The organism is Bacteroides sp. OM05-10AA (assembly GCF_003439055.1).
In the GTDB taxonomy this organism is placed as follows: Bacteria; Bacteroidota; Bacteroidia; order Bacteroidales; family Bacteroidaceae; genus Bacteroides; species Bacteroides intestinigallinarum.
The window spans coordinates 1-20,331 of sequence record NZ_QSUR01000034.1; the positions used below are offsets into that span (position 1 = coordinate 1).

17 protein-coding genes are annotated in these 20,331 nt (G+C 43.5%); 14 read left to right on the plus strand and 3 right to left on the minus strand.

Annotated elements, in window-relative coordinates; all coding sequences use genetic code 11:
- Window positions 1-127 precede the first annotated feature (127 nt).
- The 6 genes from DXB58_RS21475 (at window position 128) to leuB (ending at window position 7,026) form a co-directional block, all read left to right on the plus strand.
- Window positions 128-361: a hypothetical protein gene (locus tag DXB58_RS21475; protein ID WP_004307193.1), complete on the plus strand. Its 234-nt coding sequence runs from the start codon at window positions 128-130 to the stop codon at window positions 359-361.
- 403 nt (window positions 362-764) lie between these two features.
- Window positions 765-2,261, plus strand: coding sequence for a 2-isopropylmalate synthase (locus DXB58_RS21480; RefSeq protein WP_004301125.1), 1,497 nt, complete (start codon window positions 765-767; stop codon window positions 2,259-2,261).
- 81 nt (window positions 2,262-2,342) lie between these two features.
- The gene (gene leuC / locus DXB58_RS21485) at window positions 2,343-3,737 is read left to right on the plus strand and encodes a 3-isopropylmalate dehydratase large subunit (RefSeq protein WP_004301124.1); all 1,395 of its coding nucleotides are present in this window, start codon (window positions 2,343-2,345) and stop codon (window positions 3,735-3,737) included.
- 41 nt (window positions 3,738-3,778) lie between these two features.
- Complete coding sequence (gene leuD / locus DXB58_RS21490; protein WP_004307192.1) at window positions 3,779-4,375, plus strand: 3-isopropylmalate dehydratase small subunit; 597 nt, start codon at window positions 3,779-3,781, stop codon at window positions 4,373-4,375.
- A complete protein-coding gene (locus DXB58_RS21495; protein ID WP_004301119.1) occupies window positions 4,357-5,904 on the plus strand; it encodes an alpha-isopropylmalate synthase regulatory domain-containing protein in 1,548 nt (515 codons plus the stop codon). Before leuD ends, DXB58_RS21495 begins: the two co-directional genes overlap by 19 nt.
- A 60-nt stretch (window positions 5,905-5,964) precedes the next feature.
- On the plus strand, window positions 5,965-7,026 hold the full coding sequence (gene leuB, locus DXB58_RS21500) for a 3-isopropylmalate dehydrogenase (protein WP_122138221.1): 1,062 nt from the start codon (window positions 5,965-5,967) through the stop codon (window positions 7,024-7,026).
- Between the two features lie 81 nt (window positions 7,027-7,107).
- On the opposite strand, the gene DXB58_RS21505 is transcribed toward leuB, so the two are convergent.
- Together DXB58_RS21505 and DXB58_RS21510 are read right to left on the minus strand one after the other, a co-directional pair.
- Complete coding sequence (locus tag DXB58_RS21505) at window positions 7,108-7,797, minus strand: phosphatase PAP2 family protein (protein WP_122138222.1); 690 nt, start codon at window positions 7,795-7,797, stop codon at window positions 7,108-7,110.
- A gap of 51 nt (window positions 7,798-7,848) precedes the next feature.
- Window positions 7,849-9,684, minus strand: a complete 1,836-nt coding sequence (locus DXB58_RS21510; protein ID WP_187343890.1) for an LTA synthase family protein — start codon at window positions 9,682-9,684, stop codon at window positions 7,849-7,851.
- Between the two features lie 131 nt (window positions 9,685-9,815).
- Here DXB58_RS21510 and cysK point away from each other — a divergent pair, with 131 nt between their 5' ends.
- Together cysK and DXB58_RS21520 are read left to right on the plus strand one after the other, a co-directional pair.
- A complete protein-coding gene (gene cysK / locus DXB58_RS21515) occupies window positions 9,816-10,766 on the plus strand; it encodes a cysteine synthase A (protein WP_074560012.1) in 951 nt (316 codons plus the stop codon).
- Window positions 10,767-10,794: 28 nt separating this feature from the next.
- Complete coding sequence (locus DXB58_RS21520) at window positions 10,795-11,613, plus strand: lipopolysaccharide assembly protein LapB (RefSeq protein ID WP_004301105.1); 819 nt, start codon at window positions 10,795-10,797, stop codon at window positions 11,611-11,613.
- A gap of 7 nt (window positions 11,614-11,620) precedes the next feature.
- Here DXB58_RS21520 and recQ read toward each other — a convergent pair whose 3' ends face one another.
- Window positions 11,621-13,429 carry a DNA helicase RecQ gene (gene recQ / locus DXB58_RS21525; protein WP_122138223.1) on the minus strand — a complete coding sequence of 603 codons (1,809 nt, stop codon included), beginning with the start codon at window positions 13,427-13,429 and terminating at the stop codon, window positions 11,621-11,623.
- A 269-nt stretch (window positions 13,430-13,698) separates the two neighbouring features.
- Here recQ and DXB58_RS21530 point away from each other — a divergent pair, with 269 nt between their 5' ends.
- The 6 genes from DXB58_RS21530 (at window position 13,699) to DXB58_RS21555 (ending at window position 20,223) form a co-directional block, all read left to right on the plus strand.
- Entirely contained in the window at window positions 13,699-14,163 is a 465-nt protein-coding gene (locus DXB58_RS21530) for an AraC family transcriptional regulator (protein ID WP_008999723.1), read from the plus strand.
- 95 nt (window positions 14,164-14,258) lie between these two features.
- Window positions 14,259-16,307 (plus strand): dihydrofolate reductase, encoded by a 2,049-nt coding sequence (locus tag DXB58_RS21535; protein ID WP_199488002.1) that lies wholly within the window; start codon window positions 14,259-14,261, stop codon window positions 16,305-16,307.
- Window positions 16,308-16,313: 6 nt separating this feature from the next.
- Window positions 16,314-16,976 carry a DNA alkylation repair protein gene (locus DXB58_RS21540; RefSeq protein WP_004307185.1) on the plus strand — a complete coding sequence of 221 codons (663 nt, stop codon included), beginning with the start codon at window positions 16,314-16,316 and terminating at the stop codon, window positions 16,974-16,976.
- An 82-nt stretch (window positions 16,977-17,058) separates the two neighbouring features.
- Entirely contained in the window at window positions 17,059-17,547 is a 489-nt protein-coding gene (locus DXB58_RS21545) for a Fur family transcriptional regulator (RefSeq protein ID WP_004327109.1), read from the plus strand.
- Complete coding sequence (locus DXB58_RS21550; protein ID WP_074637943.1) at window positions 17,544-18,815, plus strand: adenylosuccinate synthase; 1,272 nt, start codon at window positions 17,544-17,546, stop codon at window positions 18,813-18,815. The genes DXB58_RS21545 and DXB58_RS21550 overlap by 4 nt, the downstream gene beginning before the upstream one ends.
- 109 nt (window positions 18,816-18,924) lie before the next feature.
- On the plus strand, window positions 18,925-20,223 hold the full coding sequence (locus DXB58_RS21555; protein WP_122138225.1) for an alpha-L-fucosidase: 1,299 nt from the start codon (window positions 18,925-18,927) through the stop codon (window positions 20,221-20,223).
- Window positions 20,224-20,331: the final 108 nt, after the last annotated feature.

Here is a 20,331-nt window from a genome sequence, read left to right on the forward strand (position 1 = left end):
GTTTTTAAGAAGCCCCTTGATTCATTTTGAATCAAGGGGCTTTCTGTCATTTGGTACTTTGCGAAAAAAGTGCTATATTTGCGACCGACAATTATTTTATTAAACGTTTAAAGCAAATTTAAAAGGTATGAAAACTAAATTATTTTTGGCTGCTGTAGCAGTAACATTTTCTTTTGCAATGATGTCTTGTACTGGTAACAAAACTACTAACGCTGCTTCTGAAGGTGAAGAGACAACTGTAGAAACAGTGGAAGCTGTTGTTGAAACTGATTCTTGCTGCCAGGCTAAGGACTCTTGTGCTACTGCTTGCGACAAAAAAGCTGATTGCGCAGAAAAGAAAGAATGTTGCGATAAGAAGTAATCTATTGATTTAGAACAATAAAGAAGGAGAGGGAGAGAATGGTTCAAACATTCTACTCCCTCTTTCTGTTTTAATAAACATATCGCTTTATTCGTGATACATTTTTGCTAATAATCGGCTTTAACTTATGAAATGATATTTTTTTCGATAAAAAAGTAACGTATTATTTGGTGGTAAAGAAATAATCCATACCTTTGCACCGTCAAACTAATAAAAGAGACAAGAAATGAATCAGATGTTTATACATATTCTACTATGCGGTATTATTATTCTACTATCAAAGGTTAGTGGAAGTGAGTGCTGCGCGTAAATGTGTATAAATGAAAATATACGAAAGCCTTTCTCACTTCCAAGTGTGAAAGGCTTTTTTTAATGCTAATAATTATATAATATACATAAGAATATGGACAATAGGTTATTTATTTTTGATACCACTCTTAGAGATGGTGAACAGGTTCCGGGATGCCAGTTGAATACAGTAGAAAAGATTCAGGTAGCAAAGGCATTGGAAGCGTTGGGAGTAGACGTGATTGAAGCCGGATTCCCCATTTCGAGCCCGGGAGATTTTAATTCAGTAATTGAGATTTCAAAAGCGGTGACTTGGCCTACTATCTGTGCTTTGACCCGCGCAGTTCAAAAAGATATTGATGTAGCCGTAGATGCACTGAAATTTGCTAAACATAAACGTATTCACACCGGTATCGGTACTTCTGATTCGCACATTAAATATAAATTCAATTCGAATCGTGAAGAGATTATCGAACGTGCAGTAGCTGCTGTGAAATACGCCCGCCGTTTTGTAGACGATGTGGAATTTTATGCAGAAGACGCAGGCCGTACGGATAACGAATATCTGGCACGTGTGGTAGAAGCTGTTATCAAAGCGGGAGCTACCGTAGTGAATATCCCTGATACAACAGGTTACTGCTTGCCTTCAGAATATGGCGCCAAGATAAAATACCTGGTTGACCATGTAGACGGTATTGATAATGCCATACTTTCTACTCACTGTCATAATGACTTGGGTATGGCTACTGCCAATACGATAGCCGGTGTTTTGAACGGTGCGCGTCAGGTGGAAGTTACCATCAACGGTATTGGCGAACGTGCAGGAAATACTGCTCTCGAAGAAATCGCCATGATTATTAAGAGCCATCACGAAATAGATATTCAAACCAATATCAATACGCAGAAGATTTATCCGACCAGCCGTATGGTATCCAGCCTGATGAATATGCCGGTACAACCCAATAAAGCAATCGTTGGACGTAACGCTTTCGCACACTCTTCAGGTATCCATCAGGATGGCGTATTGAAAAATGTACAGACGTATGAGATTATCGATCCGCATGATGTGGGTATTGATGATAACTCTATCGTATTGACTGCCCGCAGCGGACGTGCTGCATTGAAAAATCGTCTTTCTATATTGGGAGTGAATCTGGATCAGGAAAAACTGGATAAGGTATATGATGAGTTCCTGAAGTTGGCTGATAAGAAGAAAGATATTAATGATGATGATATTTTAGTATTGGCAGGTGCAGACCGTAGCCAGAACCATCGTATCAAACTGGATTACTTGCAGGTGACGAGTGGTGTCGGTGTTCGTTCGGTAGCTAGTTTGGGATTGAATATTGCCGGTGAGAAGTTTGAAGCTTGTGCCAGTGGTAATGGTCCGGTAGATGCTGCCATCAAAGCATTGAAAAAGATTGTAGAACGCCACATGACTCTGAAAGAGTTTACTATTCAGGCTATCAGTAAGGGAAGTGATGATGTAGGTAAAGTGCACATGCAGGTAGAATACGATAACCAGATTTATTATGGTTTTGGTGCCAATACAGATATTATTGCTGCTTCGGTAGAAGCCTACATCGACTGTATTAACAAATTCAAATCGTAAAAAAGAGATTGACAGTCGGTTTGGTATTACAGAGATTGATTGAAAGAGTAAATAGTAATTAGTAAAATAGTAAATAAACAGATGAATACATTATTTGATAAGATATGGGATGCCCACGTGGTGACTACTGTGGAAGATGGCCCTACACAGCTTTATATTGATCGGTTATATTGTCACGAAGTGACTAGTCCGCAGGCTTTTGCGGGATTGCGTGAACGTGGAATCGGAGTATTGCGTCCTGAAAAGGTATTTTGTATGCCCGACCATAATACACCGACACACGATCAGGATAAGGAGATTGAAGATCCGATTTCTAAAACGCAGGTGGACACGCTGACGCAGAATGCGAAGGATTTTGGTCTGACACACTACGGCATGATGCATCCGAAGAATGGTATTATCCATGTGGTAGGTCCCGAACGTGGTTTGACCCTGCCGGGAATGACGATTGTTTGCGGTGACTCTCATACTTCTACTCACGGTGCAATGGGAGCGATTGCTTTCGGTATCGGAACGAGCGAGGTGGAAATGGTGCTGGCTTCACAATGTATTCTCCAGTCGAGACCGAAAACAATGCGTATCACTGTAGACGGTGAACTGGGTAAAGGGGTGACTGCAAAGGATGTGGCTCTGTATATGATGTCTAAGATGACTACCAGTGGTGCTACAGGTTACTTCGTGGAATATGCAGGTTCGGCTATCCGCAATCTGACAATGGAGGGACGTCTTACCCTTTGCAACCTTTCTATTGAAATGGGTGCGCGTGGTGGTATGGTTGCTCCGGATGAAGTGACTTTTGAATATATCAAAGGACGTGAAAGTGCTCCGCAAGGCGAAGCATGGGACAAGGCTTTGGCTTATTGGAAGACATTGAAGAGTGATGATGATGCCGTGTTTGATAAAGAAGTCCGTTTCGAAGCGGCTGATATTGAACCGATGATTACCTACGGAACGAATCCGGGTATGGGTATGGGAATCACACAGCATATTCCTACTATGGAAGGAATGAGTGAAGCTGCACAGGTTTCGTTCAAGAAATCAATGGAGTATATGGGATTCCAACCGGGTGAATCTTTGTTGGGTAAGAAGATTGATTATGTATTCCTTGGTGCTTGTACAAACGGTCGTATTGAAGATTTCCGTGCATTTGCTTCCATCGTGAAAGGTCGTAAGAAAGCGGAGAATGTAATTGCATGGCTGGTTCCGGGTTCATGGATGGTAGACGCACAGATCCGTAAGGAAGGAATCGACAAGATATTGACGGAAGCCGGATTTGCTATCCGTCAGCCGGGATGTTCTGCTTGTCTGGCAATGAACGATGATAAGATTCCTGCCGGAAAGTATTCGGTATCTACCAGTAACCGTAATTTCGAAGGACGTCAGGGACCCGGTGCACGCACTTTGCTGGCTAGTCCGCTGGTAGCTGCCGCTGCTGCGGTGACAGGTGTGATTACCGATCCGAGAGAGCTGATGTAATTCAACCGTAATTCGTAAATCATTAAATTGTAAATAAGACGATGGCTAAGACAAAATTTAATATAATAACAAGTACTTGTGTACCTCTTCCTTTAGAAAACGTAGATACCGACCAGATTATTCCGGCACGTTTCCTGAAAGCAACCACTCGTGAAGAAAAATTCTTTGGTGATAATCTTTTCCGTGACTGGCGTTATAATGCTGACGGTTCCCTGAACAAGGATTTTGTGTTGAACAATCCTACTTATAGCGGACAGATATTGGTGGCAGGAAAAAACTTCGGTTCGGGTTCCAGCCGTGAACACGCTGCCTGGGCTATTGCAGGATATGGTTTCCGCGTGGTGGTATCCAGTTTCTTTGCCGATATTCATAAGAATAATGAGTTGAACAACTTTGTGCTGCCGGTGGTTGTTACCGAGGAGTTTCTGCAGGAGTTGTTTGATTCGATAGAAGCGGACCCGAAGATGGAAGTGGAAGTGAACCTTCCCGAACAGACCATCACCAACAAGGCGACAGGTAAAAGTGAACATTTCGAAATCAATGCTTACAAGAAACTTTGTTTGATGAACGGATTGGACGATATCGATTTCTTGTTGAGCAATAAAGATAAAATAGAAGAATGGGAAAAGAAGGCGTGAAAATAGAAATCATGGACACAACGCTCCGTGATGGTGAACAAACCAGCGGAGTATCTTTCGTGCCTCATGAGAAACTAATGATCGCCCGTTTACTGTTAGAAGATTTAAAGGTAGACCGGGTGGAGGTTGCTTCGGCGCGTGTGTCGGACGGTGAGTTTGAAGCCGTGAAGATGATTTGCGACTGGGCGGCCCGTCGTAGTCTGCTCCATAAAGTGGAAGTGCTCGGCTTTGTCGACGGGCATACTTCTGTCGATTGGATTCAGCGTACCGGATGCCGTGTGATAAATCTTCTTTGTAAAGGTTCACTGAAGCATTGTACGCAACAACTGAAAAAGACACCGGAAGAACATCTGGCGGATATCATAAGTGTGGTGCATTATGCCGACGAACAGGATATAACCGTCAATGTTTATCTGGAAGATTGGAGCAACGGTATCAAAGATTCTCCCGAATATGTATTTCAGTTGATGGATGGATTGAAAGAGACGAGTGTCAAGCGTTTTATGTTGCCTGATACGTTGGGTATCTTGAATCCTTTGCAAGTGATAGAGTATATGCGGAAGATGAAGAAACGTTATCCGAATACTCATCTCGATTTCCATGCGCACAATGATTATGATTTGGCTGTGAGTAATGTCCTTGCCGCGGTATTAAGCGGTGTCAAAGGATTGCATACAACCATCAACGGACTGGGTGAACGGGCAGGAAATGCTCCTCTCGCAAGTGTGCAGGCTATCCTGAAAGACCATTTCAATGCGGTGACCAATATCGACGAAAGCCGTTTGAATGATGTCAGCCGGGTAGTGGAGTCTTATTCGGGAATTGTGATACCTGCCAATAAACCGATTGTAGGTGAGAATGTCTTTACGCAAGTGGCCGGAGTGCATGCCGACGGGGATAACAAGAATAATCTCTACTGCAATGATTTGCTTCCCGAACGTTTTGGCCGCAAGCGCGAATATGCATTGGGTAAGACAAGCGGTAAAGCAAATATCCGTAAGAACCTCGAAGATCTCGGATTGGAGCTGGACGAAGATGCTATGCGCAAGGTAACGGAACGCATCATCGAGTTGGGCGACAAGAAAGAACTGGTTACACAGGAAGATTTGCCGTACATTGTTTCGGATGTGTTGAAACATGGAGCAGTGGGTGAGAAGGTTAAACTGAAGAGCTATTTTGTGAATCTGGCTCATGGGTTGAAACCGATGGCAACGTTGAAGATAGAAATCAACGGAAAAGAGTACGAAGAGAGTTCAGGCGGCGATGGTCAGTATGATGCTTTTGTTCGTGCGCTGCGTAAGATATATAAGGTGACATTAGGACGTAAATTCCCGATGTTGACCAATTATGCGGTAACCATTCCTCCCGGTGGACGTACGGATGCATTTGTGCAGACAGTTATCACGTGGAGTTATGATGAGCAGGTGTTCCGTACCCGCGGACTCGATGCCGACCAGACAGAGGCTGCCATCAAGGCTACTATGAAGATGTTGAACCTCATCGAAGATGAATACGAGAAGAGCAAGTGAGAAACAACTTGCCCGAAGAATGTTTTTTATAAGAATATATAAATAGAAGAATAAACGATTATGGATTTTAAAATTGCTGTATTAGCAGGCGACGGCATCGGACCGGAGATCTCTGTGCAAGGTGTAGATGTGATGAGTGCCGTTTGCGAGAAGTTTGGTCACAAAGTAAGTTACGAATATGCAATCTGTGGAGCTGATGCGATTGATAAAGTAGGCGATCCGTTTCCGGAAGCAACTTATCAGGTTTGTAAAGAGGCGGATGCTGTTTTGTTCTCTGCCGTAGGTGATCCGAAATTTGACAATGATCCTACTGCCAAGGTACGTCCGGAGCAAGGTTTGCTGGCTATGCGTAAGAAACTGGGTCTTTTCGCTAATATCCGTCCGGTACAGACATTCAAATGCCTGATCCACAAATCTCCGTTGCGTGCGGAGTTGGTAGAGAATGCCGATTTTATCTGTATCCGTGAGCTGACCGGAGGTATGTATTTCGGTGAAAAGTACCAGGATAATGATAAGGCGTATGATACAAACTATTATACTCGTCCGGAAATCGAACGTATTTTGAAGGTGGCTTTCGAATATGCGATGAAGCGCAGAAAACATCTGACTGTGGTAGATAAGGCAAATGTGTTGGCTTCTTCCCGTCTGTGGCGTCAGATTGCACAGGAAATGGCTCCGAACTATCCGGAAGTGACAACTGATTATATGTTTGTGGATAATGCTGCAATGAAGATGATTCAGGAACCTGCTTTCTTCGATGTGATGGTAACGGAAAATACATTCGGTGACATCCTGACTGACGAAGGTTCTGTAATCAGTGGTTCTATGGGCTTGCTTCCTTCTGCTTCTACAGGTGAAAGTACTCCAGTATTTGAACCGATTCACGGTTCATGGCCGCAGGCTAAGGGATTGAACATTGCTAATCCGTTGGCACAGATTCTTTCTGTAGCTATGTTGTTCGAGTATTTCGACCTTAAAGAAGAGGGTGCATTGATTCGTAAAGCCGTAGATGCTTCTTTGGATGAGAATATACGTACGCCGGAAATCCAGGTGGCTGACGGTGCTAAGTACGGAACAAAAGAAGTAGGACAGTGGATTGTTGATTATATCAGGAAAGCTTGATAAACCCGGATAAAAAAGTAAAAGCCTGGCATCGGATAACGGTGTCAGGCTTTTACTTTTTAGTTCGAAATATGTTGTGTTCTACCAACTTTTAATAGTGGAGTATAGAACGATACCGAGTATAGTCAGTAATCCTACATAGATAGTGACTGACCATTGTTTTATTTCTTTTCTCTTCGTGCGGGTGGAAGGTTCCAGATAGATGGCTGCTTTGTGGGCGATGGTACAGAACAACCAACCGCCGAATCCTCCGATAATACCTCCTACGAGTAAATCACCGGGATAATGTACACCCAGATATATACGTGTGTAGCAGTTGAGTATTGCCCAGGTCAGGATGAAAATGCTTAGCCAACGTTTACGGAACAGGAATATGACAAACATGGCAAGACCTAATGAATTGGCGGCATGGCACGATGGGAAACCGTAGCTTCCTCCGCGGTAACCATTTACGATATATACTAGATCTACAATCGGGTTCTCCGGATTGGCGGGACGCAGACGTGCTACTACCGGACGAATGATGCTGCTGCACATCTGGTCGGCAAAGGTGATAGTCAGTGCAATGGCAGCCACGTAGCACAGTACTACTTTCCAGTGGAAGTTTTTTAATAAAATATACAATATAGTGGCATACATGGGAATCCAGATGAATTTACCCGTGAAAGAACTCATGAAATAATCCCAGAAAGGGGAATGTATGCCATTGAAAGACAAGAAGATATTTGTATCTATCTCCGAAAGATATTGGACAATTCCGGTGTGTATCATCAGGCTTTATTGTTCTATATTACTTTATAAATATTCAATATAACTCATTTCCTAGCGTTTCGCCAGGTCGTCGTAGAGCTTCTGCAGGAACGCTTTTCCCTTTTCCAGATTGGCTCCTTTGGCGGTACCTTCGTCCAGTTGCACAGTATTTGCGTCCAGATTGTACACTAATTGGTTATCAGCGGTAATCATTCCGAAATAGTTCGGGCGGGTAAAGTATGCAAAATGAGGAGAGGCCGGATTCATGATATTCTTGCTGAAAGTAAATTCATCATGCGGCAATCCTAATTGGGCAAGCAAGGTGGCGGCAATGTCAATCTGTGAAGCATAGGTATCTACCACAAGAGGTTGTTTGATTGCACCTCCGATTAAAATCAGCGGAATGGTTTGACCGTCCAGCGGATTTTCTATTGGATACGGATATGCACCCTGATGATCGGGAACGAGTACAAACAGTGTATTTTTCCATAGCGGTGTTTCTTGATACTGTTTCACGAAATCTCCTACGCAACTATCGGCATACGCAAAAGAATTGAGGATTTTATCATCCAGCCTGTGGAACGGGACTTCGAATGGTTCGTGGCTGCTTGATGTCTGTACGAGTTTCAGGAACGGTTCTTCTTGTTTTTCTTCTTTCAGGTCTTTCATCAGGCGTTGGAATAAGACGTGATCCTGTGCTCCCCATTTTCCTGTACGTTCGGACAGAGGAAAATCTTTATCGGAAATAATCTTCTCGATGCCGGAAGATACCAGATAAGAGCGCATATTTGTGAAATCGGCATCTCCGCCATAGTAATATTCCAGGTTGTATCCGGCATTTTTCAGGCTGCGCGGGATAGAAGGAAGTTTGTCCGTCTTTTCGGGATATTTCATGATACTGGTGCTTGGCTGGCCGGGATATCCGCTGATGATGGATGCCAGTCCGCGGTCTGTGCGGAAACTGCTGCCGTAGAAGTTGCTGAATAATACGCCTTCTTTAGCGAATTTATCCATGTTGACAGCCACATTGGGTTGTCCTCCGAAAGTTTCCATCAAGTGTGTGGAGAAACTCTCAAGGATAATAAAAATAATGTTCGGACGTTGTGTATTCAATAATTGGGGGATGCTGTCTGTTGCTGCGACAGGTTTGTCTACCATCTCTGCAAATAATTCGTCAGCTATTTTCGGGTCCATGAAGCGATATTGCTTATCGAAATTATTCTGGTGGGTGGCGGAATACATGAAGCTGAATGCCGGATTGATGGCTGCATGATTCATGCGTTGGTCCTGACTGAAATACACTTTGCTCAAATTCATGGTGGATACGCTGAATCCGCCCCGGATAGGGATGAAGAGTGCCGCTGTCAGCAAAAGGAGCGCAAGCGAGACATTCTGACGTCGATAAGGTATTTTCAGGGGCTTTTTCTCCCGGATAAGGACGTAATAGAAAATGAAGTATAAAATTGCTGCATAGATCAGCATAGATAAGATTCCCAATAGTACAAACCAAAAGCTGACGCTTGCCATAGCATCTTTGGGGGAAGAGAAGAAATAGAAAACGGGGGTGGCATCCAGACGGAATCCCCAAAAGCCGTATAATCCCAGGTCGATGATAAAAATGCAAGCCATGACAAAGGCGATTACCCCGAAGTATCCTTGCCGGATGCGGCGGAGTATGGATGAATTGGTCCAGGCGGAGGCGATGAGCAGTAAGCCGGGGATAGCGGTCAGGTAGCCTGCAAGAGATAAATCCAGAGGCAATCCGTGCCACATGACGCGGAAGTAGTCACCTAAAGATACATTGGTATATAAGTCATGGTAGTAAACCATGAAGATTGGTTTCTGAAGAACGAATAAAAGAACAAATAAAAAATAGGTCGTGAGAAATTGTATGATTCTCTTTTTCATATCTGTAAACTTAAAAAGATTGAACGGATACAAAGTTACTATACTTTTCCTTATCTTTCTCATGAAGTGATATAAAACATACCTTTTTTTCCATATCTTTGTCGTGTCTGTGACAAAAATAAAGTAATAAGATGGCAAAGATTGCAAGGAAACTAACAGATTTAGTGGGGAATACCCCTTTGATGGAACTTTCCGGTTATAGCGGAAAGTACGGTCTGGAACAAAATATAATTGCCAAACTGGAGGCTTTTAATCCGGCGGGAAGTGTAAAAGACAGGGTGGCTCTTTCGATGATTGAAGATGCTGAAGTTCGGGGATTATTGAAACCCGGTGCGACGATTATTGAGCCGACAAGCGGAAATACAGGTGTTGGGTTGGCAATGGTAGCCACTATTAAAGGGTATCATTTGATATTGACCATGCCTGAAACAATGAGCCTGGAACGGCGGAATCTGTTGAAAGCGCTGGGTGCGCAGATTGTATTGACAGACGGGTTAGGAGGGATGGCAGCTTCTATTGCCAAGGCGCAGGAGTTGCGTGATAGTATTCCCGGTTCGGTGATCTTACAACAATTTGAGAATCCGGCTAATGCGGCTGTTCATGAGCGGACGACAGGTGAAGAGATCTGGCGGGATACAGACGGTGAAGTGGCTGTTTTTGTGGCCGGAGTGGGCACCGGAGGAACGGTTTGCGGTGTAGCCCGTGCTTTAAAGAAACATAATCCGGATATTTATATTGTGGCGGTAGAACCGGCGTCGTCTCCTGTATTGGCAGGAGGAGAGGCGGCTCCGCATCGTATTCAGGGTATCGGAGCAAATTTTATTCCCAAACTTTATGATGCTTCTGTGGTAGATGAGGTGATGGGTGTACCCGATGATGAAGCGATTCGTGCGGGACGTGAGTTAGCGTCGACGGAAGGTCTGCTGGCGGGAATTTCTTCGGGAGCAGCTGTGTATGCTGCCCGTCAACTGTCACTGCGTCCGGAATTTAAGAACAAAAAAATAGTAGCGTTGTTACCTGATACGGGAGAGCGTTATTTGTCGACCGAACTGTTTGCTTTTGACGCATATCCATTGGATTAATTCATTCATTATAAAAAAGACCTGAACCATGGTAAGAATAATTATAGCTTTGCTTTTTTGTTTTCCGGCTGTTGCCTTTGCACAAACTTATCAGCAATTGTCCGAGAGAGCCATTGAATGTATTGAGAAAGACAGTCTTCCCAAAGCAGAGGAACTTTTGCTTCAGGCTTTGAAGCTGGAACCGAAGAACGCCAAAAATGCGTTGCTTTTTTCTAACCTGGGATTGGTACAGCGTCGCTTGGGTGAGTTTGATAAAGCGCTGGAGTCTTATTCTTTTGCACTGAATTTTGCTCCTTTGGCAGTTCCTATTTTACTCGACCGTGCCGCTATTTATATGGAAATGGGAAAAACGGACCGTGCTTATACCGATTATTGTCAGGTGCTTGATGAGGATAAGCAGAACAAGGAAGCTTTGTTGATGCGTGCCTATATTTATGTGCTCCGCCGGGATTATCCGGCTGCGAGAATCGATTATAATCGTTTGCTGGAACTGGATCCGCAGAGTTATAGCGGTCGTCTGGGATTGGCTACTCTGGAGCAGAAAGAAGGAAAATTCCGGGAATCTCTTGAAATTCTGAATAAGATGATTACGGCTACTCCTGACGATGCGACACTTTATATTGCCCGTGCCGACGTGGAACGTGAAATGAAGCATGAAGATCTGGCATTGGTTGATTTGGAGGAAGCGATCCGGTTGGATGCTGCCTCGGCTGATGCTTATCTGCTGCGTGGGAATATCTATCTGGCACAGAAAAAGAAAGGACTTGCCAAAGCTGACTTTGAGAAAGCCATTTCATTGGGAGTGCCTCCGGCTGATTTGCACGAACAGCTTAAGCAGTGCAAGTGACGTATGATTATTCTACAAACTGCCTAATCAGATTAACGAAGTCTTTTCCGTATTTTTTCTTCTTGTATTCTCCGATACCGCTGATTTCTCCGAATTCTTCTATAGTGGTAGGACGGGAAATACTAAGCAGGTGTAATACTTTGTCTGACAAGACGATGTAGGCGGGTAGTGCCTCCTGATCGGCCAGTTGTTTCCTCAATCCGCGTAAGGCTTCGAATAAATCCTCGTTTTCTCCACCTTCCAGGCCGAAAGGAAGTACCTTTGCAACAACCACTTTTTTCTTTTTTCCTTTTTGAGTGGCGACTTCTTCGTGCCGGATGACTGCTAATGTTGCCTTAGCTCTCCCGAAGAGAATATCACTTCCGCTTGCAGTAATTTTAAGATGGTTGTTTTCGTTATAGGCTATTTCAAAGTAGCCGAGTTGCAACATCTGAAGCAGATAGTCTTGCCAGTCACGAGGAGGAATGTCGCGTCCGGCACCGAACGTTTTAAGTTCCTGATACCCTTTTCCGGTTACTTCCGCAGAATAGTTTCCACGGAGAATGTCAATCAGCAATCCTGTGCTGATTTGTTGTTCTGTACGTGCGATGGCGCTTAATGCCTTTTGCACAATGACCGTACCGTCAAATCGTTGAGGAGGATTTTTACAAACATCGCAATTACCGCAATCCTCCGTTGTTGTTTCTCCGAAATAGCTTAACAGGATTCTTCTCCGGCAAATATCGGCTTCAGCATATTGCTGCATCCGTTGTAGCTTTTCCAGATTGATGCTCTGCTGATTGCTTTCCGAAGCAAATTTAGTGAGTAATATAAGATCTCCGAGTGAATAAAATAGGACAGTACTGCTGGGCAGTCCATCCCGCCCGGCACGGCCTATTTCCTGATAAAAGCTTTCTATGCTTTTGGGTAGATTGTAATGTATGACCCAGCGGACATTTGATTTATCGATCCCCATTCCGAATGCAATAGTGGCACATACCACCTGTATGCGGTCGTTGATAAAATCATTCTGTGTTTCGTCCCGGTGTTGGGTGGATAATCCGGCATGATAGACACCGCAGCGGATACCCTGCTTTTGCAACATTTGTGCGACAGTTTCTGTCTTACTCCGGCTCATGCAATAAATAATCCCGCTTTCTCCCCCGTGACGGTGAATAAATTCTAAGATAGCCTTGTTCTTCTCTTTCGCTTGAAAACCACGTTTTACAGTCAGACTGATGTTGGGGCGGTCGAAAGATGAGATAAAGACACGGGGATGGTTGAGATGCAATTGTCGTACAATGTCTTCACGCGTGATTTTATCCGCAGTGGCAGTTAGGGCAATAATCGGTATTTGCGGAAATTGCTGGTGGAGCACTCCCATTTGTGTGTATTCCGGACGGAAGTCATGTCCCCATTGTGAAATACAATGCGCTTCATCAATAGCAAACAGAGAGATGTTCATATCCCGTAATAAATAATCCTTTTCTGCTAAAAGTTTTTCGGGTGAAATGTAAAGCAGCTTCAGTCGCCCCTCGATGCAGGCACGTCGCAGATGAACGTTTTCCGTTTCGTCATTACTGCTGTTCAGTGCCCCGGCTGCGATGCCGTTTGCCAGCAATGCTTCTACCTGATCTTTCATCAATGAGATGAGTGGAGAAACGACAACGGCAGTGCCTTCACACAGCAGTGCGGGAAGTTGGTAGCAGATCGATTTCCCCCCACCAGTAGGCATTAATACCAATGTATCCTGTTTGTTCAGGACGTGGTGGATGATTTCTTCTTGTAGAGGACGGAAACTATCGTATCCGAAATATGTCTTTAGAGTTTCTCTCATTGATGCTGATTTATCCATGCTGCAAAGGTACATTTTTCTTCGGCAATTTTCGTCATGTGTAGATTTCTGTTTCTGATATGAATTATAAATAAGTTAAAGTTTCTTATTATTCAAGGCTATTCCTTCTTTTTCAAGGTTTTTGATTGTTTATTTAGAAAAAAAATGCACAAAATAATTGTGTGTTTAAAAAAAAAGTAAGACATTTGTAACATGTTATGTTGCAATTGAGCGATTATTAACAAATGAACAAACCCTAACCAGTTAATTCAATGAGTGATTTAGAGAACAAAAAAACGGAAGAAACTCCGAAAAAACGTCCCTACAATTTGAGGGAAAAGAAAGAAAAGAAGGCTGCATACAGGTCTTTGATTAGACCGGAATTGGCAGACGAGTTGTATGACAAGATCTTGAATATCATCGTTGTACAGAAGAAGTACAAGGATCCTGATTATTCAGCTAAGGACTTGGCAAAAGAATTGAAGACGAATACTCGTTACCTTTCTGCAGTAGTAAACTCACGCTTTGGCATGAACTATTCTTGCCTGTTGAATGAGTACAGAGTAAAAGATGCTTTGCATTTATTGACTGACAAACGTTATGCCGACAAAAATGTGGAAGAAATTAGTGCCATGGTTGGCTTTGCAAATCGTCAATCTTTTTACGCTGCATTTTACAAAAACGTAGGTGAGACTCCTAACGGATATCGCAAAAGACATATCGAGAATAAGAAATAATTGCGCGTTCCGAAACTGATTAAAAGGAATTACCTCTGAAAGATAAATTTTGGGGATAATTCCTTTTCTCATTTTAATTAATCAATGCTAGCATTATGAGAAAACATCTGATTTTAATGACAGTGGCCGCCACGCTCTTAACATCGTGCGGAGGAAGTAAAACAACAACTGCTGAAGCAGAAAAATTTGATTATACAGTGGAACAATTTGCTGATTTACAAATATTGCGTTATAGGGTTCCCGGATTTGAGGAACTGACGCTGAAACAGAAGGAACTGATTTATTACCTGACAGAGGCTGCTCTGGAAGGAAGGGATATTCTGTTTGACCAGAATGGAAAATATAATTTGAGAATCCGTAGGATGCTCGAAGCAGTATATACAAACTATCAGGGGGATAAAACAACACCTGATTTCAAAAACATGGAGGTGTACCTGAAAAGGGTATGGTTCTCCAATGGTATTCATCACCACTATGGTACGGAGAAATTTGTGCCGAACTTCTCACAGGAATTCTTGAAACAGGCCGTGCTCGGTCTGGATGCCAAGTTGCTTCCGCTGGAGAAAGGGCAGACTGCCGATCAACTTTGTGCAGAGCTGTTCCCGGTGATTTTCGACCCGGCGGTTATGCCGAAGCGGGTAAACCAGGCGGATGGCGAAGATCTTGTGTTGACCTCTGCTTGTAACTATTATGATGGAGTGACGCAGAAAGAGGCGGAAAGTTTCTATAGCGTGCTGAAAGATCCGAAAGATGAAACACCGGTTTCTTATGGACTGAACAGTCGTTTGGTAAAAGAAAACGGGAAGTTGACAGAGAAGGTTTGGAAAGTAGGCGGACTCTATACACAGGCAATTGAGAAGATTGTTTATTGGCTGAAGAAAGCGGAAGGTGTGGCAGAAAATGAAGCACAAAAAGCTGTTATCACCAAGCTGATTCAATTCTATGAAACCGGTGATCTGAAAGATTTCGATGAATATTCGATTCTGTGGGTGAAAGACCTTGATTCACGAATCGACTTTGTGAACGGATTTACTGAAAGTTATGGCGACCCGCTGGGGATGAAAGCGAGTTGGGAATCTTTGGTGAACTTCAAAGATCTGGAATCGACACATCGTACGGAGATTATCAGCAGTAACGCGCAATGGTTTGAAGATCATTCTCCGGTTGATAAATCTTTCAAGAAAGAAAAGGTGAAAGGGGTATCGGCTAAAGTGATTACTGCTGCTATCCTTGCGGGTGATCTTTATCCGGCAACTGCTATCGGTATCAATCTGCCGAATGCCAACTGGATTCGTGCTCATCATGGCTCCAAATCAGTGACTATCGGAAACATTACGGATGCTTATAATAAAGCTGCTCATGGAAACGGGTTCAATGAAGAATTTGTTTATAGTGATGCGGAAATACAGTTGATCGATGCATACTCTGACTTGACGGATGAGCTTCATACAGATTTACATGAATGTCTGGGACACGGTTCCGGTAAGTTGCTTCCGGGTGTAGATCCGGATGCGTTGAAGGCTTATGGCTCTACCATCGAAGAGGCACGTGCCGATTTATTCGGATTGTATTATGTAGCCGATCCGAAGCTGGTGGAACTGGGACTGCTCTCTTCTCCCGATGCTTATAAGGCTCAATACTATACTTATCTGATGAATGGGCTGATGACACAACTGGTACGTATCGAACCGGGAAATAGTGTTGAAGAAGCTCACATGCGCAATCGCCAGCTGATAGCCCGCTGGGTATTTGAAAAAGGAGCTGCCGATAAAGCGGTGGAACTGGTGAAGAAAGACGGAAAGACTTATGTGGTTATCAATGACTATCAGAAGGTACGTCAGCTTTTCGGCGAATTATTAGCTGAAATCCAGCGCATCAAGTCGACTGGTGATTTTGAAGGAGCCCGTACATTGGTAGAAAACTATGCGGTAAAAGTGGATCCGGCTCTGCATGCAGAAGTTCTGGAACGCTATAAGAAGCTGAATCTGGCTCCTTACAAAGGTTTTGTGAATCCGAAATACGAACTGGTGACAGATGAAAACGGAACTGTTACAGATGTCACAGTTTCCTATGATGAAGGTTATGTAGAACAAATGCTGCGTTACAGCACTGATTATTCTCCGCTGCCTTCAATAAACAACTGATTTGAAATGGATATAAAAGAACAATTAAAAGATATCAAGACACAGCTCCGTCTCTCTATGAACGGGGCTGTGTCCCAAAGTATGCGTGAGAAGGGGCTGGTTTATAAACTCAATTTCGGAGTGGAACTGCCCCGTATCAAGATGATTGCCGAAAGTTATGAGAAGAATCATGACTTGGCACAGGCTCTGTGGAAAGAGGACATTCGCGAATGTAAAATTCTGGCGGGGATGCTTCAACCGATTGAAACGTTTTATCCCGAGATAGCCGACATTTGGGTAGAAAATATCCGGAATATCGAAATAGCCGAGCTGACTTGCATGAATCTCTTCCAGCATTTGCCGTATGCTCCGGCCAAATCTTTTCACTGGATTGCAGATGAGCAAGAGTATATACAGACTTGCGGTTTTCTGACTGCCGCCCGTCTTTTGATGAAGAAAGGGGATATGACTGAACGCGCCTCCGGCGAATTACTCGATCAGGCAATCTGTGCCGTACATTCCGACAGTTATCATGTTCGTAACGCTGCTTTATTGGTTATCCGCAAATATATGCAGCATAGTGAAGAACATGCCTTTCAAGTATGCCGTCTGGTGGAAGGAATGGCTGATTCTACCTTGGAAGGGGAGCAGATGCTCTACAACATGGTGAAAGAAGAGACTGAAGAATAATTAACCCATTACTTATTTCTAGGAATTTCTTTTGCTTTCCGCAAAAAAGGCTTAACTTTGTTCGCGCTAATTTTGGCTGATGATGGAAACTCAAAACGTGAAAGATACAGTAAGGCAGATATTCACGGAATATCTCACGGCGAACGGGCATCGTAAGACTCCTGAACGCTACGCCATACTCGATACTATTTATTCTATCGACGGTCATTTCGATATTGACATGCTTTATTCACGGATGATGGACCAGGAGAATTTCCGGGTGAGCCGTGCAACTCTCTACAACACCATTATCCTCCTTATCAATGCACGACTGGTCATTAAGCATCAGTTTGGCACTTCTTCCCAATACGAAAAATCATATAATCGCGAGACACATCATCATCAGATATGTACTCAATGTGGTAGAGTGACCGAGTTTCAGAACGAGGAATTGCAGCATGCCATTGAAAATACGAAATTGAGCCGCTTCCAGCTTTCGCATTACTCCTTATATATATATGGAGTATGTAGTAAGTGCGACAGAGCTAACAAACGGAAAAAAGTAAATAACAACAATAAAAAAGAAAAATGAAAGTAGATGTTCTATTAGGATTACAATGGGGCGACGAAGGTAAAGGAAAAGTAGTCGACGTTTTAACACCTAAGTATGATGTGGTTGCTCGTTTTCAGGGCGGCCCGAATGCCGGTCACACGCTTGAGTTCGAAGGACAGAAATATGTGCTCCGCTCTATTCCTTCCGGTATTTTCCAGGGAAACAAGGTAAACATCATCGGTAACGGTGTGGTACTTGATCCGGCATTGTTTAAGGCAGAGGCAGAAGCACTTGAAGCATCAGGTCATCCGCTGAAAGAACGTTTGCACATTTCAAAGAAAGCTCATCTGATTCTTCCGACACACCGCATTCTGGATGCTGCCTATGAAGCAGCCAAAGGAGATGCCAAAGTAGGAACTACCGGAAAGGGTATCGGCCCTACTTATACGGATAAAGTGAGCCGTAACGGTGTTCGTGTAGGTGACATTCTTCATAACTTCGATGAGAAGTATGCTGCTGCAAAAGCTCGTCACGAACAAATCCTGAAGGGGCTGAATTATGAATATGACCTCACAGAATTGGAAAAAGCTTGGTTGGAAGGTATCGAATACCTGAAACAATTCCATTTTGTAGATAGCGAACATGAAGTGAATAATCTGTTGAAAGATGGTAAGAGCGTTCTTTGTGAAGGAGCTCAGGGTACTATGCTTGATATTGATTTCGGTTCATATCCGTTCGTGACTTCTTCCAATACCGTATGTGCGGGAGCCTGCACCGGACTGGGAGTGGCGCCTAATCGTATCGGTGAAGTATATGGTATCTTCAAAGCATACTGTACTCGTGTAGGAGCAGGTCCGTTCCCATCAGAACTGTTTGATGAAACAGGTGACAAGATGTGTACTTTGGGACATGAATTCGGTTCTGTTACCGGACGTAAACGTCGTTGTGGATGGATCGACCTGGTAGCGCTGAAGTATTCCGTTATGATAAACGGGGTTACCAAATTGATTATGATGAAGAGCGATGTACTCGATACTTTCGAAACAATCAAAGCTTGTGTTGCCTACAAAGTGAACGGTGAAGAAATCGATTATTTCCCGTATGACATCACAGAAGGGGTAGAACCTGTTTATGCAGAGCTTCCGGGCTGGCAGACAGATATGACTAAGATGCAGAGCGAAGATGAATTCCCGGAAGAGTTCAATGCTTATCTGACTTTCCTGGAAGAGCAGCTTGGTGTAGAAATCAAGATTGTTTCCGTAGGACCGGACAGAGCACAGACGATCGAACGTTATACTGAAGAATAACCATTGATTTATTATATGGAGGAAAGGCGGAGATTGAAGAGAAACTCCGCCTTTCTTATTCAAGCCTTTGTAGTCTATTCTAAACACACAGAAAAATAATGTACGCCTTATGAAAACACGTTTTATTACTTTCCTTTTGTTGTTCGTCATGAACTTGGGAGTATTTGCCCAATCTTCTTATCAGCCTGCCGAAGAGAATCTGAAAGCACGACAGGAATTTCAAGACAACAAGTTTGGCATTTTTCTTCATTGGGGGCTATACGCTATGCTCGCTTCCGGTGAGTGGACTATGACAAACAATAATCTGAATTATAAAGAGTATGCCAAACTGGCAGGTGGATTTTATCCTTCCAAGTTTGATGCGGATAAATGGGTGGAGGCTATTAAAGCTTCGGGAGCCAAATATATCTGTTTCACTAGCCGTCATCACGAAGGTTTTTCTATGTTTGATACTAAGTATTCGGATTATAACGTAGTCAAAGCCACCCCTTTTAAAAGAGATATTGTGAAAGAACTGGCAGCAGCCTGTGCCAAGCAGGGTATCAAGCTTCATTTTTATTATTCACATCTTGATTGGGCGCGTGAGGACTATCCTTGGGGACGTACAGGACAGGGAACGGGACGTTCGAATTCGAAAGGGGATTGGAAAAGTTATTATCAATTCATGAATAATCAGTTGACGGAGTTGTTGACGAACTACGGTCCGATAGGTGCCATCTGGTTTGACGGATGGTGGGACCAGGCACCGACTTTTAATTGGGAATTACCGGAGCAGTATGCTTTGATTCATAAGCTCCAGCCGGGTTGTCTGGTGGGTAACAATCATCATCAGACACCTTTCGACGGGGAAGATATTCAGATTTTCGAACGTGATCTGCCGGGTGAGAATGCTTCGGGACTGTCCGGACAGGAGGTGAGTCACCTGCCGTTGGAAACTTGCGAAACAATGAATGGTATGTGGGGATATAAGATTACCGACCAGAATTATAAATCTACAAAGACATTGATTCATTATCTGGTGAAGGCAGCCGGTAAGAATGCCAACCTTTTGATGAATATCGGCCCTCAACCCGATGGGGAACTTCCTGCGGTAGCTGTGCAACGCTTGGCAGAGATGGGAGAGTGGATGAAACAATATGGCGAAACGATCTATGGAACACGAAATGGTGTAGTTGCTCCACATGATTGGGGAGTGACAACACAAAAAGGAAATAAACTCTATGTACATATCCTCGATCTGAAAGATGTGGCTTTGTTCCTGCCATTGACAGGCAAGAAGGTTAAGAAAGCAGTCTTGTTTAAAGATCAGTCTCCGGTTCGTTTCACAAAGACGAAAGCTGGTGTTTTGCTCGAATTTGCCGAGGTTCCGAAAGATATTGACTATGTAGTGGAACTGACAATTGACTAATTTTTAGCTAATTCTTCATAAAAGCAAGGGGAAACTATTCTGACATTGAACGTTTCCCCTTATTTTTGGCAAACAATTTGTTTATAGAGATATAGAGTAATAATTAAA